The organism is Streptomyces pactum (assembly GCF_016031615.1).
Classification (GTDB): Bacteria; Actinomycetota; Actinomycetes; order Streptomycetales; family Streptomycetaceae; genus Streptomyces; species Streptomyces pactus.
The window spans coordinates 3,833,345-3,857,341 of record NZ_JACYXC010000001.1 but is presented as its reverse complement, the minus strand read 5'-3'; the positions used below and the strand labels follow the sequence as shown (position 1 = coordinate 3,857,341).

Genomic DNA, 23,997 nt, shown 5'->3' with positions numbered 1-23,997 from the left:
CGGGGGACGGCCGCCCGGAACCCGGGGGAAGGGCCGACCCGGTGCCACGGGACGGTTCCGACCGGGTGTCCCGGGGCGGGGGCCGGCCCTCGTGGTGGCCGCGCCGGGGCGCCTCCCCGGCCCGGTTCCTCGCGGCAGCCGTCCGCATGCCGGACGGGCGGGGGCGCCGTGTCGCCGCCTGGTGCGCGGTGCCGCCGCTCGCCGTGGTCACCCTGGTGGTGGGCTGCCGGGCGGCCGACACCGACGGCATGACCCCGGTCCCCCAGCTGCTGGCCTTCCTGCCCTGGCTGCTGGTGCCCGCGCTGCTCGGGCTGGCCCTGGCGGCAGCCGCCCGGTGGCCGGCCGGCTGCGGGTGGGCGCTGCTGGCGGCGACGGTCACGGTCTGGTTCTGCCGGCCGTACGACCCGCCGGCCGGCCCGGAGCCGCACGGCAGGCCGGTGGCCGCCCTCCGGGTGCTCACCGCCAACCTGGAGTACGGCGGGGCGACGGACGGACTGCTGGCCGCGCTCCGGCGGGAGAGGCCGGACCTGGTCTCGGTCCAGGAGTGCGACGCCCGGTGCGCGGCGGCGCTGGACTCCCCCGAGGTACGCCGTGCCTATCCGTACCGGAACGTCGTCACCGGCTCCCCGGCGGAGGGGTCGGCGATCCTCAGCGTCTTCCCGCTCCGGGACGAGGAGCCCCTCCCCGGCACCCTGTCGATGCCCCGCTCGGTGGCCACCGTGGCGGGGGTGCCGGTGCGGGTGCAGGTCGCCCACCCGATGCCGCCGATGCCCGGCGAGGTGGACCTGTGGCGCAGCGAGCTGGGCCGGCTTCGGGACTTCGCCGCCGCCCGGGACGACACGGCCACGCTCATCGCGGGCGACTTCAACGCCACCCAGGACCACGCCGCGTTCCGGGACCTGCTGGACACCGGGCTGCGGGACAGCGCCCGCGCCACCGGTGCCGCGCGCACCCCCACCTGGCCCAGCCTCACCGCGCCCCCGTTCGGCGCCCAGATCGATCACGTCCTGGTCAGCGAGGTGCTCCGGCCGCGCGACAGCCGCTTCCTGGACCTGGACCACACCGACCACCGGGCCCTGCTGGTCGAACTCGACCTGTACGCGAAGGCGCGCTGACGCGGCATACGGAGGCGTACCGGCGGCGTACGCGGGGGCGTGCCGCTTCCGGGCCCCGCTCCCGGACCCGCGCCCCCGTACGCCCGGAGTCTCCCGGCCGACCAGCAGGCCGGGGCGTACGCGCCGCCGCGTACCTCACCCCCGACGGGCCCCGACCTGGGCCACCGCCGACGGGCCCGGTCCGGGTCCTGCGGCCTGCCCGCGCCCCGGACGCGCCCGAGGTGGCCGTATCAAGGGGGACGACGAGGACGACGGGGAGGGGGGTGCCCCGGGCCGGCCCCCACCGGTGTCCCCTCACGCCACGAGCAGGCGGAGGCCGAGATCCGCCGTGTCGAGGCCGGCGAGTTCGCCGTTGCGCTCGGCCCACCGGCCGGAGCACAGGTCGTCACCGAGGCTTCGCACCGCCCGCTGCTCGGCCTCCGGCCCGACCCTCGTCCACACCGACATCGCACGGCGCACGCGATCCTCCAGGTACGCCTCCGGTCGGCGCCAGTACGCCTCGAACAGGCCGTCGGCGCAGTCCCACGGGACGGGCACCGGCTCGGCGCGGGCGCCGATCGCGCCCGCCATCCCCGCCAGTGAGGGGAATCCCGAGAGGACGGCGGCGAACTCGGGCAGGTAGTCGCGGGTGAGCCAGAACCGGTCCTGCCATCCGGGCTCGTCGGTGTCGAAGGTCAGCACCACCACGCGGCGGGCCACGCGGCGCATCTCGCGCAGCCCCGCCATCGGGTCCCTCCAGTGGTGAACGGTGGAGACGGCCATCGCGACGTCGAAGGAGCGGTCCCCGAACGGCAGGCTCTCCGCGGCGGCGGCCACGCACGGTGCCGAGCCGGCGGGCCGCTGCGCCCGCATGACCGCCGATGGCTCCACCGCGGTGACCTCGCGGTCGGCGGGCTCGTAGGAGCCGGTGCCGGCCCCGACGTTCAGCACCGTCCGGGCGTCGCCGAGCGCGTCCCAGATCTGCGCGGCGATCCGCGGCTCGGTACGCCGCGTCGCGGGGTAGGCGCCGCCGATCGCGTCGTACAGCCGGGCACCGAGCACCTCCATCTGTTCCTCCGGTGTCACCCTCAGCCCCTTCGCCCGTGCCTCGATCTCCCGGTCGATGGCCGCCACCATGGCGTCGGCGCGGTCGCGCCGCTCCAGCAGCAGGCCGCGCAGCCGGTGCAGGTGCGCGACCGCGTCGGTGGACGCGTCATCGACCAGTTCCGCGACCTCGCGCAGCCCGAAGCCCAGCCGCCGGTAGGCCAGCACCTCCCGCAGCCGCTCCACGTCGCCCGCCCGGTAGGCCCGGTAACCGGCAGAGGTCCGCGCCGAGGGACGCACGAGCCCGATCCGGTCGTAGTGATGCAGCGTGCGGACGCTCACGCCGGCCAGCTCGGCCACGCGTCCCACGGTCCAGTACTCCTCCACGGCAGCGACTATGCGGCCTGACGTCACGTGAGGGTCAAGGGCCGCACCCGAGACCCGCACGAGCCGGCCGACCCGCACGGGCCGGCCGACCCCACGGGCCGACGCGGCCGCTCGCGCCCGGCCACGCGTCTCGCCCGCCCGCGCTCCCCTGCGTCCGGCCCCATCCCGTACGTCCGGCCCCGCCCCTACGTCCGGCCCATCCGTACGCCCGGCCCAGCCCGTACGTCCGTGCGCCCCACCGGACCGGAGCGCGGCCGCGGCCGCTGCCGGCCGGCCGCGAACGCCCGGCTCAGAGGACCTTGCAGCGCACCAGCACAGCGAGGGTCAGGGCGCCCGGGAGCAGCGGCAGCCAGATCGTGATCAGGCGGTAGCCGAGCACCACCGCGGTGGCCGACGCGGCCGTCACCCCGGTGCCGACCAGGGCGATCGTCAGGGCCGCCTCCACCGATCCGATGCCGCCGGGGGTGGGCACCAGGGCGGCCGCCGCGGTCGCGGCCAGATAGGCCAGCGCCAGGTGCGCCACCGGCACCCGCACCCCGAGGGAGAGGGCGACCGCCACCAGCCCGGCCGCCTGGAGCGCGGGGAAGAGCACCGCTCCGCCCCACAGCGCGAGCACCCGCGCCGGCCTGCGGTGCACCGCCCGCGCCTCGTGCGCCACCGTCACCAGGAACCGCCGGACGACCCGCCGCAGCGCGCCGACCACCAGCACCAGCGTCACCACCACCCCGACCGCCACGAGCCCGGCGGTGGCGACCCCGACCCCGTCCGGCAGCAGTCTGTCCAGCGGCAGGGCGCCCGGGACGGTGGCGAGCAGCACCAGGGTCAGGGCGAGCCGTCCCACCGCCCCGGCCACCAGGTAGAGCGCGAGGGCCGAGGAGGCCTGGGCCAGCGGGACCCCGCACACCGTCATGAACCGCAGGTTGACCGCGCCGGCGCCCAGCCCGGACGGCAGCAGGTGGTTCGCCGCCCCGGCCGCGAACTGGGTGGCCAGCAGCCGCCCGGCCGGCAGCCGCCGCACCAGGGCACCCTGCCGGGTGCACGCGGCGGCCACCCACGACAGGGCGGTGACCGCGACGGCCACCAGCAGCAGGGCGGGGTCCGCGGCGAGCAACCGGTCCATGCCGTCGGCCACCACCGCCCGGTGCCGGACCGCCCACACCGCCACCGCCACGACCGGCAGCAGGCACAGCAGCGTTCGGACGGGCAGCCGCCGGGCACTCCGCGCCCGGGCCGGACGGATCACGGCGGGGACCCCGGCCGCGGCGGGTGCCGTGGCCACGGTGGGGACCCCGGCGGCGGGGCTCTCGGTCACGGCGGATTCGGTCATGGCGAGAAGCTCTCCGGTACGCGCTACGAGGCGGCGGCCGGCGCGCGAAGCGCGTCGTACGCACCGATGGCCGGGCGGCGACGGTTCCGCCGCCCGGACGCTCCGTACCCGCCCGGCACCGGGCCACACCCGCCCGGCGCCCCCCGCCCGGGCAGCACCCCGGCCCGGCCGGTCCGCATCACGGGTCGACCACCCGGGTCCCCGAGCCTCCCCTCCCGGCCCCCGGTCCCCGGAATTCCCCTTCGGGCCGACCCCCGGCCCCGCCCGGAGCCAGGGCCCCAGGGGCCAGGGCCGCCCGGACCGGCGGCCCCCCACCTCCTGGGGATCCCCTCCCCGGGGTCCCCCGACTCCCTCGGGATCCCCCGACTCCGAGGGGCCCCTGATCCCCCTGAGGTACCCCGCTCCCCCGAGGGGCCCCCCGACCGTCTCAGGGTCCCCGGACCTCTCAGGGTCCCCGGCCCCTGGGGGACCCTGAGGCCTCATCCCCTCACGGCCTCTCCGGGCCCCCGAGGGGCCCGGGAAACCCCCGGTCCGCGGCGTCAGACGCCGATGTCGTCGCCGTTGCGCCGCCACACGCCGACCACCGACGGGCGGACCAGCTTGCCCGGGCCGTCCGGCCAGGTGGAGGCGGGCTTCTCGACGCTGGCGCCGTCCACCTCGCCCGGGTGCTGCACCGCGACCAGCACCCGCCGGTCCTGCACGATCGGGCCGCAGGTCTCGGCGCCCTTCGGCACCGTGAGGAACTGCTTCACCTCACCGCGGCGCTCACCGGCGGTGGCCACGCCGAACAGGCCGTCGTGGGTGCCAAGGGCGTTGCCGTCGGTGGAGATCCACAGGTTGCCGTGGGCGTCGAAGGTGATGTTGTCCGGGCAGGAGATCGGGCTGACCTTCTCCTTGGGGAACCCGGCGAAGTAGGTGGCGGGGTCGGACGGGTCGCCGCACACCAGGAACAGCCGCCAGCTGAAGCGGTCCGCGGCCGGATCGTTCCAGTGCTCGGCCAGCTCCAGGATCTGCCCGTGCTTGTTGCCGTTGCGCGGGTTCGCCTCGTCCGCCGGCGCCTTGCCGGCCGTGCCGCGGTCCTTGTTGTTGGTGAGCGCGATGTACACCCGGCCGGTGCGCGGGCTGGGCTCGACGTCCTCGGGCCGGTCCATCTTGGTGGCGCCCACCTTGTCGGCGGCGATCCGGGTGAAGACGTACACCTCCTCCGCGGTCATGCCCTCCACGAACGAGGTGGTGCCGCTGGCCAGCGGGATCCACTCGCCGACGCCGTCGAACTCGCCGTCCTTGGGCAGCTTGCCGGAGCCGTCGATCTCGGCGGCCGGGCTGTCACCGGTGAACCTGGCGACGTACAGGGTGCCCTCGTCCAGCAGGGTGCGGTTGTGCTCGCGGGCCGCCCGGCTGTTGCCGCGCTTCATGCGCTTGGCGGACACGAACTTGTAGAAGTAGTCGAACCGCTCGTCGTCACCCATGTACAGCACCGGGCGGCCGTCGTCGGTCAGCCGGGGCTCGGCGGCCTCGTGCTTGAACCGGCCCAGCGCGGTGAGCTTGCGCGGGGTGGACTCCGGGTCGAACGGGTCGATCTCCACCACCCAGCCGAAACGGTTGGTCTCGTTGGGCTCCTGGGCCACGTCGAAGCGCTTGTCGAAACGCTCCCACTTGCGCTCGGAGGCCGCGCCGCCGATGCCGTAGCGCTTCAGCCGGGCCGCGGTGACGGGGTCGGTGACCGCGCCGCCGTTGGCGAAGTACTGGTTGAAGTTCTCCTCGCCGGAGAGCACCGTGCCCCACGGGGTGATGCCGCCGCCGCAGTTGTTCAGCGTCCCCAGGATCCGGCGGCCGGTCGGGTCGGCGGAGGTGCGCAGCAGCTTGCTGCCCGCGGCCGGGCCGGTCACCTCGAACGGGGTGGTGGCGGTGATCCGGCGGTTCAGCCGGTGCCGGAGCACGGCGGTCAGCCGGCCGGACCGGCGCTCCTCCTGCGCCACGACCACCGACAGGCCGTGCGCCGCCCAGCCGATCTCGACCTGCTCGCGGGTCGGGTTCGCCGGGTCGTAGCCGGCGAACATCAGCTGCTCGTCGGTGTACTCGTGGTTGACCACCAGCAGCTGCCGGTCGCGCTCGTGCGGGACGTCGAGCACCGCCATGTAGTCGTTGTTGTAACCGAACTGGCCGGCCTGCGCCTTGGCGGTCTGGTGGTCCGGGTCGAACGCCGGGGCACCGCGCAGGATCGGGTCACCCCAACGGATGACGATGTTCTGGGCGTAGCCGTCCGGGATGGTCACCGCGTCGGTGGTGTTCGGCGCGACCGGCGTGAACCGCAGACCGCGCGCCGCCTTCGCGCCGCCCTTGCGCTTCGCCGCGGTCGCCGCGCCCGCGGCGCTCGCCTCCGGCGCCTGGGCCAGCGTGGTGGCCCCGGCCGCGGCGGCCACCGTCACCACGGCGCTCGCCCGCAGCACCGAGCGCCGCGACAGGACGCCGGCGATGACGTCGCCGACATAGGCGTTGTCGCTGGTGTTCGGCACCTCGTGGAAGCAGGCGTCACCGCACCGGTAGCGGCAGGTCATGGCGGAACGACCGCCCGGGTGCGAGCCGATCAGCGGCAGGAACTTGCGCACGCTTTCCCCTCCGTATGGGTTTCCCGTTGGGTATCACCGGCGCGACCTGCGCCGACATGACGTCGGAATCCGTCCGCGGGCGAAGCTAGGCGTGCCGGACCGCCGGGCGACGACCGACCGGTGAAGCGGGAGTGAACTGAGGGCAACCGAACGCGCCCGGGGGCTTACCGGGTGAGCGACGGGTTACATGAACGTGAGGATGACGTGGATTCGCCGACGTACGGCCGCCGGTGGTGCAGGGCCGGGGCCGCCGGCCGGCCCGGTGCGCGCGGCGGTGCGAGGCTACGGGTGGTGGCGCGCCGGCACGGCGCCGGGCACGAGGGGGGGCTGGTCGCGCTCCGGGACCGGCACCGTGGTGCGGCGTACGGCACCGTGGCGCGGCGGAACACGTGGTGACGCGCCGGTACGAGGCCGTGCCGGGCCGGAGCGCGCCCGGAAACCGGGCAGGGGCGGCCCGCTAGCCTTTGCGCACCACGGGACATGCGTCGCCGTGCACCGCTTGGCACTCGATACGTGAGAGGTTCTCCCATGGGTATACGGGACCTGCTGCGCAAGGTTTTCGGCCGTTCCCGCTCGAAGCAGGACGAAACGGCTGGTCCGGAGGCGGCAGTTGTCCCGGACGAGCACGCGGAGTCCGGCGCCGGCGAGGCGGCTGCCTCCGAGGCCGCCCCCAAGGGCGAGGCCGAGGGAGCCGGCACCGCCGGGGAGCCCCGGCCGGCGGCGCCGGCCGACGACCGGCCGGCGTCGTCCGCCGGCACCGGGCCGGACGAGCGCCCCGCTTCCGCGACCGGCGGGACCGCCGGCGGCGGTACGACGACGGACGAGGACGGCGGGACGGCCGGGGACGACACGACGGCCGAGGGCGGCGCGACGGCCGGTGGCAGCACGTCGGCCGGTGGCGGTACGGACGCCACGCCGGACGTCCCCGCGCAGCGCACCGGTACGGACGGCGGCACCTCCGCCGGTCGCCAGGCCGAAGACGACGCCCCCGCGTCCTCCGGCCGCACCGAGGAGGACGAGCCGCAGGAGGCCCGTCCCGCGGCGGTGGCCGCGACCGCGGAGCCGGCCACCGACGCCGCGGCGGCGGACGGCGCTGCCCCGGCGGACGGCACCGCGACGACGGACGGCACGTCCCCGGCGCGCCCGTCCTCGGACGGCGACCACGCGGCCGACGAGGACGACGACCTGTCGTCCGACCCCACGCTCAACCACCCGGCCCTCACCCGGCCGCTCAAGACGCTGGACGAACTGCTGAGCACCCCGGCCCCGGAGGACGAGCGGAAGGCCGCCGAGGCGGAGGCCAAGCCCGAGCCGGAGACGACGAAGGCGACCGAGCCGAAGCCGGAGGACGAGGCGGAGCCGAAGCGGGAGGCCGCCGAGGCGGAGGCCAAGCCCGAGCCGGAGACGACTAAGGCGACCGAGCCGGAGGCGGAGGCCGAGGCGGAGCCGAAGCGGGAGGCCGCCGAGGCGGAGGCCAAGCCGGAGGAGGAGCCCGAGTCGGCAACCGAGTCCGAGCCGGACGCGGACGCCGAGCAGGACGCCAAGTCCGACGCTGCCACCGAGCCGGAGGCGGACGCCAAGTCCGAGGCCACGACCGAGCCGGAGCCCGAGCAGGAAGCGGCACCGGAGCCCGAGGCCAACGACAAGCCGAAGCAGGAGGCGGACGCCGAGCAGAAGCCGGAGGCGGAAGCGGAAGCAGAGGCGCAGCCCGCCGAGACGGAGACCGGGTCCAAGCCCGAGGCGGACACCGCTCCCGACACCGACACGGCGACCGAAGCCGACAACGAACCGGACGCGAAGCCCGAGCAGAAGGCGGCGCAGGAGCCCGAGCCGGCAACCGAGTCCGAGCCGGACGCGGACGCCGAGCAGGACGCCAAGTCCGACGCTGTCACCGAGCCGGATGCGGACGCAGAGCCCGAGGCCGCCACCGAGCCGGAGCCCGACCAGGAGCCGGCACAGCAGCCCGAAGCCGACGACGAACCGAAGGACGAGCCCCAGCCGGAGGCCGAGGACGAGGCGGCGGAGGGCCGCCCGGAAGCGGTGGAGATCCCGGAGGTGGCGAAGAGCCCGGGGGACGCGGACCCGGAGGCGGCGAAGGGCCTGGACAAGGCCGAGAGCCCGAAGGCGACAACCGAGGGCGAGCCGGAAGCCGCAGCGGCCGAGACGGAGACGGCACCGGAGGAGGCGGCCGAACCCGCCCCCGAACCCGACGACACCCGGAACGCTCCCGCGACCGCCGACACCGACCGGACCGCCGAACCCGAGGAAACCCCCGCCACCGGCGACGCCGACCAGGCCGCCGAGCCCGACGACACCCCCGAGTCGGAGACCACGCCCGACGCACCCGCCACCGAGCGGACCGCCGACGGCGAGGAGCCCGCCGACGCCGAGGACACCCCCGCCGACGAGCCGACCGGCGACGCCGACGAGCCCGACGACACCCGGAACACTCCCGCGACCGCCGACGCGGACCAGGCCCCCGAATCCGAGGAGACCCCCGCCACCGGCGACGCCGACCAGGCCGCCGAGCCCGAGGAGACCTCCGAGCCGGAGACCGCGTCCGACGCCGCCAACGCCGACCGGCCCGCCGACACCGAGGAGACCCCCGCCACCGGGCGAACCGCCGGCGGCGAGGAGTCCGCCGACAGCGAGGAGACCGCCGACGCCGAGGAGACCCCCGCCACCGGGCGAACCGCCGGCGGCGAGGAGTCCGCCGACAGCGAGGAGACCGCCGACGCCGAGGACACCTCCGACACCCCCGACGCCGAACAGGAAGCCGCAGGTCCCGCCGTGTCGCTCGCCAAGGTCGAGGCGGAGGCTCCCGCCCTGGTCAGCCTCTTCAAGGCGGCGGCCGGCGCGGTACGGCAGCACGGGCTCGACGGGCAGCGGGCCGCCGTCTACCTGGTGCTGGACCGTTCCGGGTCGATGCGCCGCTACTACAAGGACGGCACGGTGCAGCACCTCGCCGAGCAGGCGCTGGCGCTCTCCGCGCACTTCGACGACGACGGCACGGTGCCGGTGGTGTTCTTCTCCACCGACGTCGACGGCACCGCCGATCTCGCGCTGGACGACTTCGCCGGCCGGATCGACGAACTGCACTCCTCGCTCGGCCACATGGGGCGGACGAACTACCACTGGGCCATCGAGGCGGTCGTCAAGCACTACCGGGCCTCCGGCAGCACCGCCCCCGCGTTCGTGATCTTCCAGACGGACGGCGCGCCGACCAGCAAGCCGGCGGCCGAGAAGGCACTCTGCGAGGCCGCCGAACTGCCGATCTTCTGGCAGTTCATCGGCTTCGGCGACCCGGAGGCCAGGGGGTTCGACTTCCTGCGCAAGCTGGACGAGCTGGCCGTGCCGGAGAAGCGGGTGATCGACAACGCGGGCTTCTTCCACGCGGGCCTGGAGCCGCGCGAGGTGGCGGACGCCGACCTCTACCGGGAACTGATGTCGGAGTTCCCGGCCTGGCTGCGCGCCGCCCGCACCGCCGGGATCATCAAGGACTGAGCCGGGACGGCGGCCGCCTCCACCCGGGGGCACGGCCGCCCCCGGGAAACGGCCGCACAGCGCACAGGCCCGCCACAGCGCGCAAGGGGTGTGCGCACAGGCGCGCCACAGCGCACAGAGGCATGTCACAGCGCCCAGGGGTGCCGCGGGACCACCGCGGCACCCCTGCCGCACGTCCGGCGCCCGTCGGCCCACGACCGGGCGGGCACCCCGCCGGGCCGCACCACGTTCGCGCCCCGGCCCGCCACGGCCCCGTCCGCCCCGGCCCGCCACAGCCTCCCGGCCCACCGTCCGCCGGCCGCTGCGGCCACGCCTTCCCGCCGGATAAAGGAGAACGGCTGGCCCGTACCGCTCGGATACGATAACGACGGCCGTGGAACGCGTCCGCGCCCCACGAGCCGAACGTCACTCACGGCATCTACTTGGGAGCAGCCTGCAATGGCTCGACACCTCATCACCAGCGCCCTTCCCTACATCAACGGGATCAAGCACCTGGGCAACATGGTGGGGTCCATGCTCCCGGCCGACGTGTACGCGCGGTACCTGCGGCAGCGCGGCCACGAGGTGCTCTACATCTGCGCCACCGACGAGCACGGCACCCCCGCCGAGCTGGCCGCCAAGGAGGCCGGCCTGCCGGTGGACACCTTCTGTGCCCAGCAGCACGACGCCCAGAAGGCGGTCTACGACGGCTTCGGGCTGTCCTTCGACTACTTCGGCCGCAGCTCCTCCACCCAGAACGTGGAGATCACCCAGACCATCGCGCGGGAGCTGAAGGCGAACGGGTTCATCGAGGAGCGGTCCATCCGCCAGGTGTACTCCAACGCCGACGGCCGGTTCCTGCCGGACCGCTACATCGAGGGCACCTGCCCGCACTGCGGCTACGACAAGGCCCGCGGCGACCAGTGCGAGAACTGCACCCGGGTGCTGGACCCGACCGACCTGATCGAGCCGCGCTCGGCGATCAGCGGCAGCAGCGACCTGGAGGTCCGGGAGACCAAGCACCTGTTCCTGCTCCAGTCGAAGCTGGCCGGCGAGGTGGCCGCCTGGGTGGACGAGCACGGCAAGGACTGGCCGACGCTCGCCTCCTCCATCGCCCGCAAGTGGCTCACCGAGGGCCTCCAGGACCGCGCCATCACCCGCGACCTGGACTGGGGCGTGCCGGTGCCGGCCGACACCTGGCCGGAGCTGGCCGCCGAGGGCAAGGTCTTCTACGTCTGGTTCGACGCCCCGATCGAGTACATCGGCGCGACGAAGGAATGGGCGGACGCCGACCCGGCGACCCGGGACTGGAAGTCGTGGTGGTACGACGCGGACGACACCGTCCGCTACACCGAGTTCATGGCGAAGGACAACGTCCCCTTCCACACCGTGATGTTCCCGGCGACGCTGCTGGGCACCCGCGACAAGTGGAAGAAGGTGGACCACGTCAAGGCGTTCAACTGGCTCACCTACTACGGCGGGAAGTTCTCCACCTCGCAGAAGCGGGGCGTGTTCACCGACGCGGCGCTGGAGCTGCTGCCGGCGGACTACTGGCGCTACTTCCTGATGGCCAACGCCCCGGAGTCCGACGACACCTCCTTCACCTGGGAGCACTTCTCCGCCACGGTCAACAAGGACCTCGCCGACACCCTCGGCAACTTCGTCAACCGGGTGCTGTCCTTCTCCCGGAAGCGGTTCGGGGACGAGGTGCCGGCGGGCAAGGAGGCCGGGGAGGCCGAGGCCCGGCTGGGTGAGGAGATCGCCCGGCTGCTCGCGGAGTACGAGGCGCAGATGGACGCCCTCCAGTTCCGCAAGGCCGCCGCCGCGCTGCGCGCCCTGTGGAGCGCGGGCAACTCCTACCTGGAGGAGAAGGCGCCCTGGCTGGAGATCAAGACCGACCAGGACGGCGCCGCGCTGACGCTGCGCACCGCGATGAACCTGATCCACCTCTACGCGGTGGTGTCCGAGCCGTTCATCCCGGCGTCGGCCGCGGCCATGCGGTCCGCGTTCGCGCTCGCCGGTGACACGGCGGCCTGGGTGTCCGCCGAGGAGGCCGCGGCGCTGAACTCGGTTCCGGCGGGCACCTCCTTCACCGTTCCGCCGGTGCTCTTCGCCAAGATCACCGAAGAGGACCTGGAGTCGTACCGGGAGCGCTTCGGCGGCGTGGCGGCGTCGGACGCGGAGGCGCCCGGCGCCTGACGCCCGGGTGCCCGCCGCGCGCGGGCGCGTCCGGTGGGCGACGACGGACGGTGGGGGCGGATCCGGTCGGTGGACCGGTCCGCCCCTTCCGCCGTCCCCGGCCCCGGTCCCTTCCGCCGTCCCCGGCCCGGCGGGGGCAGGAGACGTCCCGGGCCGCCCGTCCGGCGCCCGTCCGTCCGACGGGCCCACGCCGGGCTCCCGGTGGCCCGCCCCGGCCGAGTCCCTGCCCGCTCAGCCCCGTTGAGCTATCGGCAAGGGAACGTTTAACCCCCTCGATGACTCTGGTACTCCGCGAACCATAGGGAAAACGAGGGACCCGTGTCGGACGGACGCGTCACGGTGACGGTTCACGGCCCCGACCCGGTGTTCCGGGCCGGGGTCGTGCGTCATCTTCAGCAGGAGACCAGCATCGACCTGATCGAGCGGCCGCGCCCCTTCGCCGACGAGCCGCGCGGAGCGGTGGCCGTGATGCTGGCCGAGCGGCTGGACGAGCGCGCCGGAACCGAACTGCGCCGGCTGGTGCGCGGTGGCCGGCAGCCGGTGGTGCTGGTCACCGGGGAGCTGCGGGAGGCGGACCTGATGGTGGTCATGGAGTACGGCGTGCGGGCCGTGCTCTGGCAGCACCGCACCACGCCCCGCCGCCTGCTCCGCGCGGTCCACCGGGTGGCCCGCACCCGCGGCCCGGGGCCGTGCGGGGTCACGGCCGTACTCGACCGCCTCGACCAGGACCCGCACGACGGACCCGAGGGCCCCTGACCGACGCGTCCGCTCCCGCCCGGCCCGGGCACGGCCCTCGGGCGCGGACTTGTCAGCGAACGAGTTCGCCTCTCTCTGCGGCGCCGGTCGGACAGAGGTCCCGCCCGCGCCCCCGCGCCGTCAGGGCGCCGGGGGTTCCTCCCCTGCTGGCCGGGCGGCCAGCGGCTTCCGGTAGCGCACGTATTCGTTGCGGCGCCGGAACCCCACGCTCTCGTAGAGGTCGTAGGAGCGGTTCGGGTTCTCCGTCCCGGTGTAGAGCCGGGCCGTCTGCGCACCGTGCTCGCGCAGGCATCGCAACCCGTCCAGCAGCAGGGCGCGTCCCAGGCCCAGGCGCCTCGACGCCGTTCGGACGCTCAACTCCTCTACCTCACCCACGGTGGGGTCCTGCCGGCGGAGGAAACACAGGGCGACGCCGGCCATCTCCTCCCCGTCCCAGGCGGCCCGCCAGCAGGTCGGGTCCGCCGTGGCGAGGAAGCGCTCGAACGTCCACTCCGGGGTGAAGGCGGCACCCGCATAGGAATCGACGACCGTTCTCCACGCCGCGCGGTAGTCGCTCGGGCCGATGGCACCGATCCGGACACCGGCCGACAGCGGCCTGCCGTCGGGGAGCCGCCGGAGATCGTCCAGCTCCAGCTCCACCAGGCTGAAGACCCGCCGGTACCCGGAGTCCAGCAGGAGTGCCGTCGCCTCCTCTTCGGAGGCCATGGCGTTGCCGCCGAGCACGGCCATCGGTGCGGTTCCGTGCCGGCTCACGAGCCGGGCGGCACGGTTCTCCGCCCAGCCGAGCATCGCCGAGCCGATGCCCCGGCCGCGGTGTTCGGGTAGCAGGTATCCACGGTGCAGGTACAGCCACGTCCCGTCCCGCTCCTGCCACCACCGGATCGTCGCGTAGCCGATGACGTCACCGTCGTGCTCCACGAGGATCTGGTCCCGGGCCGGGTCGTCCAGTCCGGCACAGGCTTCGGCGATCCCTGCCGCCGTCGGGATGCCTTCCACCACCGAGCGGGCGTCGGTCCCGTCCCGCTCCGCACAGCCCAGTCGCACAGCGGCCATGGCGGCGTGGTCCGCCGGGCCCTGATACGGCCGGAAGACGTGCCCGGACGTCCCTTCCGCCGGTACCGGCCCGCTGCCCCTGTTCATGCCCACACCGGGCCCCCGTTTGCGTTCGCCGTGCGGTCTCGCGACCACGGAAGCGTAGGGCGTGCCCGTCGGGGCGCGGAACCGCTTTTCCGCGGGCGGAGCGCTCCCCCGTCCGGCCGGGTCGCGAACTCACGCCCGCCCGGACCGGTCCGCCCGGCCACCTCACCGGTGCACCGGCGGCTCCGCAGGGGCCACGGCCGCCGTCGTGCCCCGGCCCCGAACCCGTGCCACGACAACTGTCATGTCCAGGCGGGGCCGGCCGGTTCTGCCCGCTACCGCGTCAGGCACGGGCCGTGACGGCTCCGATCTCACTCCCGCCGTACGTGGCCGCCGCCCGCGGCCCGGCCCGCATGGCGCGGCGCGCGCCGGTACGGGGCGCGTCTGCCCCCGGTGGGCGGTTGTACGGTCACCCGCACCGGGGTGCTCCAGCAGTGGCAGTCGTAGGTGTGCCCGGTCCGGCGCACCGGGGGAGGCGTGACCCCGCGCCGCCCGCTGGGGAGCGTCGCGGCGATCACCACGAGGGCGGTCGCGCTCAGGCCGATGGCCACCGCCATCGTGGCCAGGAGGAAGCCGTCGATGGGCGTCGGCATCAGTCCACCCCGTCCCGTTGCCGGGGGTGCAGGCGCAAGCCGAGCAGGAGTCCGAGATCGGCCGCCAGCTCGCGGGCGACGTCGTCGGGCAGGGACACCTGCTGGGTGTGACCGGTCGAGGACCGGAAGCGCAGCCGCGTCTCACCGGCCGCCACCCGGGCGATGACCACGGGACCGGCCTGTTCGATCACCGGGCACGCTCCCGGAGGGCGATGCGGAACCAGACCGATTTGTGTGTGGGGGACGCGCCGCCGTAGAGGGCGGACCCCCACGTCTCGGCGTACCGCTCCACCAGGGCGAGGCCGCGTCCGTGTTCACGGTCCAGGGTGGCGCGGCCCAGCAGGGGCGGGTCCGGGCTGTTGTCGTGGACGTGCACCACGCAGCGGTCCTGCCCGACCGTGGTCTCGATGGTGATCGCGGGGGTGGTGGTGTGCCGAAGGGCGTTGGTGACCAGTTCGGAGACGCACACCTTCGCGGCGTACAGCGTGTCCGGGTCCACGGGGACGGTCGAGGGCAGCACGCGGGCGAGGAAGTCGCGGGCGATGCTGGGCAGTCTGGGCGTGCGCGGCCCGGTCAGACGGTAGCTCTCCGATCCCGAGGGGACCGCTAACAGATGCGTCATGGTGTCTCCCGATGCGGTGAGTGCGCCGCTCGCCGCCGTGGCTCGGCCACCCCCGGGGCGCCCCCGTGAGGGCGCGCGGTAGCTGCACTGCGGGCTTACTGGCGTGCGCGGCGCGGCGATGACAGGACGATAGAGCAGAGCGTAGAACCAGTGCTACCCAAACAGTAGAACGGGTTGGCACCGTGTGTCGCTCGGGAAGCGACTCATGGCAGCATTGGCCCGACGCAGAGTCATGGAGGAGACGTGCCACCCAGAGCAGCGCCGACGGCCCGACAGCGACGGCTCGGCGCGGAACTGCGCAAGCTTCGCGAGCAAGCCGGCATGAGCGCTCCGCAAGCCGCCGAGCAACTCGGCACCAACCGCACCGGCATCAGCAACATCGAAGCCGGACGTTTCGGCGTCAGCCATGAGCGGGTGCGGGCACTTGCGAGGATTTATGAGTGCGCAGATGTCGCGTATATCGACGCGTTGGCGGCCATGGCCGAAGAACGGGTCAAGGGATGGTGGGAGGAGTATCGCGGCGGGGTGTCCACGGGCGCGCTGGACGTGGCGGAGATGGAATACCACGCCCGCGCCCTGCGGACGGTGCAGATCATGCATGTACCCGGGTTGCTACAGACCGAGGACTACGCGCAGGTAGTTCTCGCGACAGCCATCCCCAAGCCCGCTCCAGCAGAACTTCGACGCCGCCTCTCATATCGGATGAAGCGCCGAGACATCCTTGACAAGGCCGATCCGCCGCAGTGCACCTTCCTGATCCACGAGGCGGCCATGCGCATGACCGTGGGCGGCCCCAAAGTCATGCGCACTCAGCTCGAACGCCTGCTGGAGGCATCAGAGCGCGACAACATCACGGTGCGCGCCATCCCCTTCTCGGCAGGAGCCTTCCACAACACCGGGATGTCCACGGTGTACGCGTCGGGACCGGTTCCGAAACTCGACACCGTCCATCTCGACGTATCACACGGCAGTGCATTGCTTGACGCCGAGACCCACCTGGCCAATTACCGGGCCATCATGGATGCGGTCGAGGAGATCGCCCTCCCCCCGGAGGGCACTCGCGAACTCATACACGATATCGCACAACAACTATGAAGGCGCTGACTATGCCGGAAATTCAGTGGCAGAAATCCTCATTCTCGACGGAGGGAAACGAATGCGTCGAACTCGCCCGTTCCAATGAATCGATCCTCATACGCGAAAGCGACACGCCTCACTCCGTAATAGCCGCCACACCCGAAAAATTGCGTGCACTGATCCTCGGCATCAAGTCCGGAGAATTCGACCACCTGGCCTGATCGACGGCGAGGACTTCAGGAGCCCCCCCGCGGCCAGCCGGGGGGCTCTGCCGCACACTGGTCGCACCCGTTTGACGTAGAACCCTTGCGACGCTTCACCCGGTAGCGCTACGGTCGCTCTGCGTCGCCAACCGGGTCAGAGGCCCAGCCCTCGTCATCCCCAAAGTCTGCGCGTACCCAGCCACGGCAGGAGGGACGACCGTGCGTCACTTACTGATCAGCCGACCGAGCACGGTCCTCCAACCCGCGTGGTGGTGCCGCCTCACCGTCCACTCACGCCACCCCGGCGACACCCGCGCCACCACGGTCACCCATCTCGCCCACGAGCCGTCGTCCGCGCTCATCTGGTTACGCACCCAACTCCGGGTCGTCCTTCACCTGATGAGCCCCGACGACGCCCGCGCCGCCTTCCGCTGGCTCGACCACGGGCAGGCCCTCGCCCTCCTCACTCTCCGCGCCGGGGACCCGCTTTCCCTTTCCGGCCGGTCCGGCGCCGTACGCGTCGAGCTGACCGCGCATCCCGTGCTGCCACTCCCCCGCCCCACCGCGTGCGCCTACCGCGCCGCGACACCACGAGCCGGGGTGGACCCCGGGCACCGGACGCACCGGTGATCCACCCCTTGAAGGGGCGCCGGCGGAGCGGTCCGCCGGCGGCGCCCCACCCAGCACCACCCGCACCGAACGAACCCCGACGAGAGGAACCGTTCGTGATCACCACACTCACCCACCCGCGCGAGGCGTTCCCCCTCGCCCCCGACGGCGGGGCGATCCCCTACAGCAGCGAGCCGCCCACCAGCCCGACCACCCGCCCGTGGATTCTCCGACACGCCCAGCGCCCCGACGCCTCGCAGGCCATCGTCAGGCCGCCGGCCGTCTACGACGAGCAGGCGCAGATGTCCGTCAGCGTCTACGACGGGCCTCTGCCCTACATGGCCACTCACAGCCCCACCGTCCCGGATGGCAACATCAAGAACCCGCCGCCGCTGGACGAGGGCACCAAGGACTGACATGGCCACCATCCTCGTGATCGCCGCCCGGGACGACTGGCCTACCGACCGTGTCGTCGCGGTGCTGGCCCAGCGAGGGGCGCGCGTGTTCCGCATGGATGCCTGCGAGTTCCCGCAGGCCCTCACCCTCGCCGGGCGCATCGACGCCCGGCGAGGGTGGTCCGGCGGAATCACCAACGCACACCACGCAATCGACCTGTCCGAGGTCACCGCCGTCTACTACCGCCGGCCCACCCCTTTCCAGTTACCCGAGGGCATGAGCGACCCCGAGCGCAGGTTCGCCGCAGCTCAGGCACGCTCCGGCCTCGGCGGCATCATCACCGCCCTTGACTGCCGCTGGGTCTCTGAGCCCGCCGCCATGTCGCGAGCCGAGTACAAGCCGTTACAGCTCGCCGCAGCCCGCGAGGCCGGCCTCACCATCCCCCCGACCCTCATCACCAACCAGCCCGACGCCGTCCGGGCGTTCGCCGGCGACATCGCCGGCCCCCTCATCTGCAAGCCGGTGGCCTCCCCCGTTCTCATCGAGGACGACGAGATGAAAGTCGTCTACACCCGACGGCTCACCGAGCACGACCTGGACGACCTACGCGGCATCGAGACCACCGCCCACCTGTTTCAGGCGTGGGTCGATAAGGCGTACGAGGTACGCCTCACCGTCGCTGGCGACCGGCTGCTCGCCGCGGAGGTCCGCAGCGACACGCCGGCCGGACACACGGACTGGCGCAGCGACTACCGCTCGTTGAGCTACCGCGCCACCGGCACCCCGCCCCACATCGCCGACGGCGTGCGCAGCCTTATGCGCCGCCTCGGCCTGCGGTACGGCGCACTGGACTTCGTCGTCTCCCCCACCGGCGAGTGGACGTTCCTGGAGATCAACCCGTGCGGCGAATGGGACTGGATTCAGGCCGAGACCGGACTACCCATCGCGGACGCCATCGCCGACGAGCTGCAAGGAGTACCCGCGTGAACGACACCCAGATCGCCAACGCCCGACCGCGCCTCGCCGCCCTGGTCGAGGAGCTGCGCGACACCGGTGCGCTCCGCACCCCCGAGTGGGTGACCGCGTTCGCCGCGGTGCCGCGTCACCTCTTCGTGCCGCAGTGGTACAGCCAGGAGACCAACGAGCAGGGTCTCGCTGTCTGGCGACGGCGCGACGCCGACGACGACCGCGGCGCGTGGCTCGACGCCGTGTACAGCGATCAGACCCTCGTGACCGCGCTCGACCCCGCCACCGCCGAGCAGGTGGACGACGACGCGTGGACAGGTCTTCCGACGTCGTCCAACACCATGCCAAGCGTCATCGCCGGCATGCTGGAAGATCTCAGCGTGCGGGATGGAGACCAGGTCTGGGACGTCGGCACCGGCACCGGCTACCTGACCGCCCTGCTCTGCACCCGCCTCGGTTCCCGCCACGTCTACTCGACCGACGTCGTCCCGGACCTGGTGGAGACCGCCCGCCGGCGCCTCGCGCAGCTCGGCCACGAGCCGCACCTCGCCGCCGGCGACGCCCGGGACGGGTACCCCGGCGACGCGTCGTTCGACCGGGTCATCGCCACCTGCTCCGTGCCTGCGGTGCCCCCGGCGTGGGTCGAGCAGACTCGCCCCGGCGGCCTCATCCTGACCGACATCGCACTCGGCATCGAGGGCGGAGTCGTACGTCTGACGATCGACGCCGACCGGTCCGGGAGCGGGCGCTTCACCGCCGGCGGCGGCCGGTTCATGGCGGCCCGCGGCGACGCCCACACCTACCCGGCCGCCAACCGGCCGGCGCAGGCCCCGGCGACCCACACACGACCGACCACGGTCACGGCCGCCGACATCCGGGCGCACTACCCGTTCCGCCTCCTGCTCGCCTTCCACCTGCCGACCGTCGAACTGGTCTACCACCTCGACGACGACACCGGCGCCATGGCCATCCAGCTTCAGCACCCCGACGGATCATGGGCCCGCGCCCCGCTCAGCGGCCCGCAGACCGTTACCGTGGGCGGGTCGCCTGAGCTGTGGCACCGGGTCGAGGACGCGTGGAACTGGTGGAACCTGGAGGGACGGCCGGACCACACGCAGTTCGGCTACCGCCGCGAGGCCGACGGTTCCGCCCACGTGTGGCACATCCCCACCGGCCGGGCCTGGCCACTCTGACCCCTCTCCGCAACTCGAAGCGCCCCCGGCGGAACACCTGCCGGGGCGCTGTCCTTTACACCCACTGACGTGCGTGAGAGTGACGACCCCGGCGTCGTCTTGACCACCACGCGCACAGAGCTTGGCGCGTTCCTGCTCGGCGCGAAGGCCGGCGAGTTCGCCCCCCTCATCACCTGGCGGCTGCCGTACGCATGAGGCGCACCTCACCGGTGCACCAGCGGCTCCGCACGGGCCCGGCAGCCCGCGCCTCGTACCCCGGACCGGGACTTGATCTAGACCCGACTCCAGCTCGTAGCGTCGCCGCCATGACCAGCACCGATCAGCGGCCGCTCGGCTCGCCCTTCAACGCCGACAGCACTTCCGAAGACGTTCTGGCCGGCCTCGACCTCTCCGGGAGGACCGCCGTCGTGACCGGCGGCTACTCCGGGCTCGGCCTGGAGACCACCCGCGCCCTGGCAGCCGCCGGGGCCCGGGTGGTCGTCCCGGCGCGCCGGCCCGGCACCGCGCGCGCCGCCCTCTCCGATGTGGCGGGCTGCGAGGTCGTCCCCATGGACCTGGCCGACCTCCGCAGCGTGCGGGAGGCCGCCGCGCACATCCGTATCTCCCACACCGCGCTCGACCTGCTGATGGCCGTCGCCGGGGTGATGGCCACCCCGGAACGGCGCGTCGGGCCCGGCTGGGAGGGGCAGCTCGCCGCCAACCACTTCGGGCACTTCGCCCTCGTCTGTGAGCTGTACCCGCTGCTGGCCGCCGCCGGCGGTGCGCGGGTGGTCGTCAACAGCTCCGCCGGACACACCCTCACCGGCATCCGCTGGCACGACCCGCACTTCCGCACCGGCTACGACAAGTGGCTCGCCTACGGCCAGGCCAAGACCGCCAACAGCCTGTTCGCCGTCCACCTCGACGCGCTCGGGCGCGACGACGGCGTGCGGGCGTTCGCGCTCCACCCCGGCAAGATCATCACCGGGCTCCAGCGGGAGATGACGCTCCGGGAGCAGATCGACCGCGGGTGGGTGGACGAGCACGGCAACGTCGTCGGCGCCGGCTTCAAGACCCCCTCCCAGGGCGCCGCCACCGGCCTGTGGGCCGCCACTTCCCCGCTCCTCGACGGCCTCGGCGGGCTGTACCTGGAGGACTGCGACGTCGCCGACGTGTCGGCCCCGGACACGCCCATGGACGACGGCGGGGTCCGCGCCCACGCCGTCGATCCCGGCGCGGCGGCACGGCTGTGGGAGCTGTCCGCCGCGGCGACCGCCGCCACCCCGCTCATCCGGTGAACCCGCGCGGCACGCGGGAGCGCGCGGCCCGGCTGGCCGCGATGCGGCGGGCCGCGAGCGTGCCGGCGCGCCGTGCGTCATGGCCGGTGAGCCGGGTGAGGATGGCCGCGAGCGGGGTGATCCGCCCGCGTCCGCCCCAGTGCCCCTCGGGGACCTCGGTGGGGAACACCCAGACGCGGCCCGGGTCACGCGGCCACGCACCCTCCTCCGCGTCCAGGACCGCCTCGGTGACCTCGGCGACCACACCGGCCCGCCCCTGCTCGTCCAGCTGTCCCTCCGGCACCGAAGGGACGACCTTGTAGCGGGGCGCGTCGGCGGGTGCCCCGCCGACGTGGACGGCGGCCGGCCGGTGGACGAACACCCACGACACCGCGCGGGTCGCCGGATCGGCGGGGTCGAACCCCTCATGACGGATGAGGATCTCGGTGAGCCGGTCCACCAGCGCCGCCTCGGCCCCGGGCCCGAGCGCGCCGTCAGGGATGTACACGTCGAGCATGGGCACGGCCCACCTCCTGGATTTAATTCCTCAACTCAGGGTGGGGAGGACGCTAGGGATGCTGGGTGGAGATTGTCAACCCAGGTGGTTAAGGTGAGCCCGTGGAAAGGCAGCGGAGGATCGACCCGGTGAACTGCTCGGTGGCGCGGGCCCTGGCGGTGGTCGGCGAGCGGTGGTCGCTGCTGATCGTGCGTGAGGCCCTGGACGGCGCACGCCGGTTCGGGGAGTTCCGCACCCGCCTCGGGATCGCCAGCAACCTGCTGGCCGCCCGGCTGGACACGCTGGTGACGGCCGGCGTGCTGCGCCGGGTCCCCTACCAGGACCCCGGCGACCGGCAGCGCTTCGCGTACGAGCTGACCGAACAGGGGATGGCCCTGCGGCCCACCCTGGTGGCGCTGCTGGAGTGGGGCGACACCTACCTGGCCGATCCGCAGGGGCCGTCGGTCGTCGTCCGCCACCGGCCCGCCGGGGAGGAGGTCTGCGACCAGCCCGTCCGGCTCGTCCTGGAGTGCGCGGCGGGACACACCCACCTGCCGCCGGAGGCCATCGCCCGTACGCCCGGCCCGGGAGCGCGCTTCGTGGAACCCTCCTGACGCGGTCCGGGCCGGACGGAGGGGCCGTCACCCATCGCTCACCGCGGCACGGCCGGAGGCCGGACGGCGGGGGCCGGCCCGTACGCCCGGGCCGGGGGGCGCGGGTGGCCCAGGACGCGACCGGTCCCCGAGGGCGGCCGACGGCCGGTCAGCGGGCGAGGAAATCCGCGTCGCCCATCACCACCACCGGGTGCCGCTCCGGGTCCAGGGCGCGCAGCAGCTCCCTCATGTGCCGTTCGGCGATGGAGACGCAGCCGTGGGTCGGGCCGCCGTGGTCCACGTGGATCCAGATGCCGCCGCCCTTCTCCTCGCCCAGCGGGCGGGTCCAGTCCAGCGGGGACGTCCCCGGCTCCCGGTTGTAGTTGATCGCCACCACGTAGTCGAAGGACCCGGTCAGCGGCTCACCCTCGAAGCCCAGGCCGGTGGCGACGAAGCCGCCCGAGTGGTCGTACGGCAGCTTGGCACCGGGGTCCGGGCGCAGCCCGCCCGCGTCGGTGAGGCCGAAGACGCCGCGCGGCGAGCGCAGGTCGTCCAGCCGGTGGTCGTCGGTCCAGCCGCGCAGGGCGTTGTGCGCGGGCCAGCGGGGACCCGCCGTCCAGCCGGTCGCGGTGCGCTCGTACAGCACGACGGCGGAGTGCGGGGAGTCGGGGCCCTCGCCGGTCACCACCACCGCCTGGCGGGCGTTCCGCGGCACCGCGGCGGAGGTCTCCGGGCCGAGGCCGGGCAGCCGGGGGTGGCCGACCGGGACGGCGAGCGCCGCCGCGGGGCCGGAGTACCCGGAGTGGCCGGTGCCCCCGGGGTGCTCGGCGCCGAAGCCGCCGGCCGGCGCGGCCCCGCGGGGCTCGGCGGCCCGCTGCCCGGGGCCGCCCGGGGTGCTCCCGGTGCCGGCGCCGCCGCCGGAGGAGGGGTCGGGGCCCGCGGCGGGCCGTGCCCCGCCCGGGGAGTCCGCCTCCGCGGCCGGGGCCGGGCGGTCGCCGGCCCGGGCGGGGCCGGACGGATCGGGAGTGCCGTACGCGGTACCGGCCGCGGTGCCGGCCCCGCCGGCCGTCGACGTCCCGTAACCGGTCAGCACCCCGGTGCACAACAGCAGCGCGGCAACCGTGGCACGACGGGTGAGGGCCAGGCGATCGGGCATCGGTCGTCCTTCCGGTGTCGAGCGGGCGGGCGCGTGGGCCGTGGCGGGCGGGCCCGGCGGCCGGCGGGCCGGTTCCGGGCCGGACCCGGCCGGGCGACGGAACGTCACTCCCGGGTCCGGGCGGGCGCGTACCGACGGGCGGCCCGGCTGCCGGGCCCCACATAACAGCCTGTCAGCTCCGCCCACCGGTGACGACCGGAAGGAGGCCGGTACAGCGCCTCTCCGGCGCCGTGCAAGGGGTGCGCCGACGGGCGGCGGTCCGTACCGCGGTGCCGCTCCGGCCGGCCGTCCGCCGCCCGCCCGTACGCTCCGGCGGCCCGGGGTCCTCGCTGGTCACGAGCGCGCCGACGGGGCACGCGACGGGCCCCGGCGGGCAGCGGCGCGGGTACGGTCGCGGTGCCGGCCGGGCCGGCCGAGGGGTCGTCAGGTCGGCGGATTCGGCCGATCATAGGAAATCCTGAGATCCGCTGGATCGAGGGAACGGAGGCGGGCATCCGGCGCCCACCGGCCTCCGGCGCACGCCGCGTACGCCCCGCCACGGACTCCGCGCCCGGCGCACGGTCCTGCCCGGCGGACGTTCGCGCCCGGCCCCCCGGACAGGCCGCGCCCCGTGGACGGTCGTGCCCGCCCCCGCGGACGGTCCCGCGCCCGGGGTGCGGTCATGCGCGGGGAGTACGGCTCCCCCGCCCCACCCCGGAACGGGCCCCGGGGACGGGCTCCGAAGACGGCCCCGGGGACGGGCCGCGCCCGGCCGGCGCGCGTACGGCCGCCCCCTACGCCCCCCGCGTACGGCCCGGCGTG

General features: G+C 74.2%; 22 protein-coding genes. 13 read left to right on the top strand and 9 right to left on the bottom strand.

Annotated features, from left to right (window positions below):
* The first annotated feature begins 146 nt into the window (after positions 1–146).
* Positions 147–1,115 carry an endonuclease/exonuclease/phosphatase family protein gene (locus tag IHE55_RS15295; RefSeq protein ID WP_197989534.1) on the top strand — a complete coding sequence of 323 codons (969 nt, stop codon included), beginning with the start codon at positions 147–149 and terminating at the stop codon, positions 1,113–1,115.
* 294 nt (positions 1,116–1,409) lie between these two features.
* Here IHE55_RS15295 and IHE55_RS15290 read toward each other — a convergent pair whose 3' ends face one another.
* The 3 genes from IHE55_RS15290 to IHE55_RS15280 form a co-directional block, all read right to left on the bottom strand.
* Positions 1,410–2,507: a MerR family transcriptional regulator gene (locus tag IHE55_RS15290; protein WP_197992024.1), complete on the bottom strand. Its 1,098-nt coding sequence runs from the start codon at positions 2,505–2,507 to the stop codon at positions 1,410–1,412.
* 307 nt (positions 2,508–2,814) lie between these two features.
* Positions 2,815–3,852 (bottom strand): lysylphosphatidylglycerol synthase transmembrane domain-containing protein, encoded by a 1,038-nt coding sequence (locus IHE55_RS15285; RefSeq protein WP_197989533.1) that lies wholly within the window; start codon positions 3,850–3,852, stop codon positions 2,815–2,817.
* Positions 3,853–4,391: 539 nt separating this feature from the next.
* Positions 4,392–6,461, bottom strand: coding sequence for a PhoX family protein (locus IHE55_RS15280; RefSeq protein ID WP_197989532.1), 2,070 nt, complete (start codon positions 6,459–6,461; stop codon positions 4,392–4,394).
* Between the two features lie 528 nt (positions 6,462–6,989).
* Between IHE55_RS15280 and IHE55_RS31310 the strand changes: the two genes are divergently transcribed.
* The 3 genes from IHE55_RS31310 (at position 6,990) to IHE55_RS15265 (ending at position 12,899) form a co-directional block, all read left to right on the top strand.
* Complete coding sequence (locus tag IHE55_RS31310; protein ID WP_232265573.1) at positions 6,990–9,965, top strand: VWA domain-containing protein; 2,976 nt, start codon at positions 6,990–6,992, stop codon at positions 9,963–9,965.
* 438 nt (positions 9,966–10,403) lie between these two features.
* Complete coding sequence (gene metG / locus IHE55_RS15270) at positions 10,404–12,143, top strand: methionine--tRNA ligase (RefSeq protein ID WP_197989531.1); 1,740 nt, start codon at positions 10,404–10,406, stop codon at positions 12,141–12,143.
* A 318-nt stretch (positions 12,144–12,461) separates the two neighbouring features.
* Positions 12,462–12,899, top strand: a complete 438-nt coding sequence (locus IHE55_RS15265) for a DNA-binding response regulator (protein ID WP_232265572.1) — start codon at positions 12,462–12,464, stop codon at positions 12,897–12,899.
* Positions 12,900–13,019: 120 nt separating this feature from the next.
* On the opposite strand, the gene IHE55_RS15260 is transcribed toward IHE55_RS15265, so the two are convergent.
* The 4 genes from IHE55_RS15260 to IHE55_RS15245 form a co-directional block, all read right to left on the bottom strand.
* On the bottom strand, positions 13,020–14,039 hold the full coding sequence (locus IHE55_RS15260; protein ID WP_197989530.1) for a GNAT family N-acetyltransferase: 1,020 nt from the start codon (positions 14,037–14,039) through the stop codon (positions 13,020–13,022).
* A gap of 308 nt (positions 14,040–14,347) precedes the next feature.
* Positions 14,348–14,629, bottom strand: coding sequence for a hypothetical protein (locus tag IHE55_RS15255; RefSeq protein WP_197989529.1), 282 nt, complete (start codon positions 14,627–14,629; stop codon positions 14,348–14,350).
* The gene (locus IHE55_RS15250; RefSeq protein WP_197989528.1) at positions 14,629–14,820 is read right to left on the bottom strand and encodes a hypothetical protein; all 192 of its coding nucleotides are present in this window, start codon (positions 14,818–14,820) and stop codon (positions 14,629–14,631) included. Before IHE55_RS15250 ends, IHE55_RS15255 begins: the two co-directional genes overlap by 1 nt.
* Positions 14,817–15,251 (bottom strand): ATP-binding protein, encoded by a 435-nt coding sequence (locus IHE55_RS15245; RefSeq protein WP_197989527.1) that lies wholly within the window; start codon positions 15,249–15,251, stop codon positions 14,817–14,819. The genes IHE55_RS15250 and IHE55_RS15245 overlap by 4 nt, the downstream gene beginning before the upstream one ends.
* A gap of 243 nt (positions 15,252–15,494) precedes the next feature.
* On the opposite strand from IHE55_RS15245, the gene IHE55_RS15240 reads away from it, so the two are divergent.
* From IHE55_RS15240 to IHE55_RS15205, 8 genes are all read left to right on the top strand, one after another.
* Entirely contained in the window at positions 15,495–16,346 is an 852-nt protein-coding gene (locus IHE55_RS15240; protein ID WP_197989526.1) for a helix-turn-helix domain-containing protein, read from the top strand.
* Positions 16,343–16,549 carry a DUF397 domain-containing protein gene (locus IHE55_RS15235; RefSeq protein ID WP_232265571.1) on the top strand — a complete coding sequence of 69 codons (207 nt, stop codon included), beginning with the start codon at positions 16,343–16,345 and terminating at the stop codon, positions 16,547–16,549. The genes IHE55_RS15240 and IHE55_RS15235 overlap by 4 nt, the downstream gene beginning before the upstream one ends.
* A 201-nt stretch (positions 16,550–16,750) precedes the next feature.
* A complete protein-coding gene (locus IHE55_RS15230) occupies positions 16,751–17,161 on the top strand; it encodes a hypothetical protein (protein WP_197989525.1) in 411 nt (136 codons plus the stop codon).
* Between the two features lie 95 nt (positions 17,162–17,256).
* Positions 17,257–17,556, top strand: a complete 300-nt coding sequence (locus IHE55_RS15225; RefSeq protein WP_232265570.1) for a hypothetical protein — start codon at positions 17,257–17,259, stop codon at positions 17,554–17,556.
* A gap of 1 nt (position 17,557) precedes the next feature.
* Positions 17,558–18,523, top strand: a complete 966-nt coding sequence (gene tgmB / locus IHE55_RS15220; protein WP_197989524.1) for an ATP-grasp ribosomal peptide maturase — start codon at positions 17,558–17,560, stop codon at positions 18,521–18,523.
* On the top strand, positions 18,520–19,695 hold the full coding sequence (locus IHE55_RS15215; protein WP_307826671.1) for a methyltransferase domain-containing protein: 1,176 nt from the start codon (positions 18,520–18,522) through the stop codon (positions 19,693–19,695). Before tgmB ends, IHE55_RS15215 begins: the two co-directional genes overlap by 4 nt.
* 69 nt (positions 19,696–19,764) lie before the next feature.
* Positions 19,765–19,890 carry a DUF397 domain-containing protein gene (locus tag IHE55_RS15210; protein ID WP_307826670.1) on the top strand — a complete coding sequence of 42 codons (126 nt, stop codon included), beginning with the start codon at positions 19,765–19,767 and terminating at the stop codon, positions 19,888–19,890.
* Positions 19,891–20,000: 110 nt separating this feature from the next.
* Positions 20,001–20,972 (top strand): oxidoreductase, encoded by a 972-nt coding sequence (locus IHE55_RS15205; protein WP_197989522.1) that lies wholly within the window; start codon positions 20,001–20,003, stop codon positions 20,970–20,972.
* Here the strand turns inward: IHE55_RS15205 and IHE55_RS15200 are convergent.
* On the bottom strand, positions 20,962–21,474 hold the full coding sequence (locus IHE55_RS15200) for a tautomerase family protein (protein WP_197989521.1): 513 nt from the start codon (positions 21,472–21,474) through the stop codon (positions 20,962–20,964). The two genes, IHE55_RS15205 and IHE55_RS15200, sit on opposite strands and share 11 nt — an antisense overlap.
* A 95-nt stretch (positions 21,475–21,569) precedes the next feature.
* Here IHE55_RS15200 and IHE55_RS15195 point away from each other — a divergent pair, with 95 nt between their 5' ends.
* Positions 21,570–22,061: a winged helix-turn-helix transcriptional regulator gene (locus IHE55_RS15195; RefSeq protein WP_307826669.1), complete on the top strand. Its 492-nt coding sequence runs from the start codon at positions 21,570–21,572 to the stop codon at positions 22,059–22,061.
* A 148-nt stretch (positions 22,062–22,209) separates the two neighbouring features.
* On the opposite strand, the gene IHE55_RS31305 is transcribed toward IHE55_RS15195, so the two are convergent.
* Entirely contained in the window at positions 22,210–23,133 is a 924-nt protein-coding gene (locus IHE55_RS31305; RefSeq protein WP_443742623.1) for a L,D-transpeptidase family protein, read from the bottom strand.
* Between the last annotated feature and the right edge of the window lie 864 nt (positions 23,134–23,997).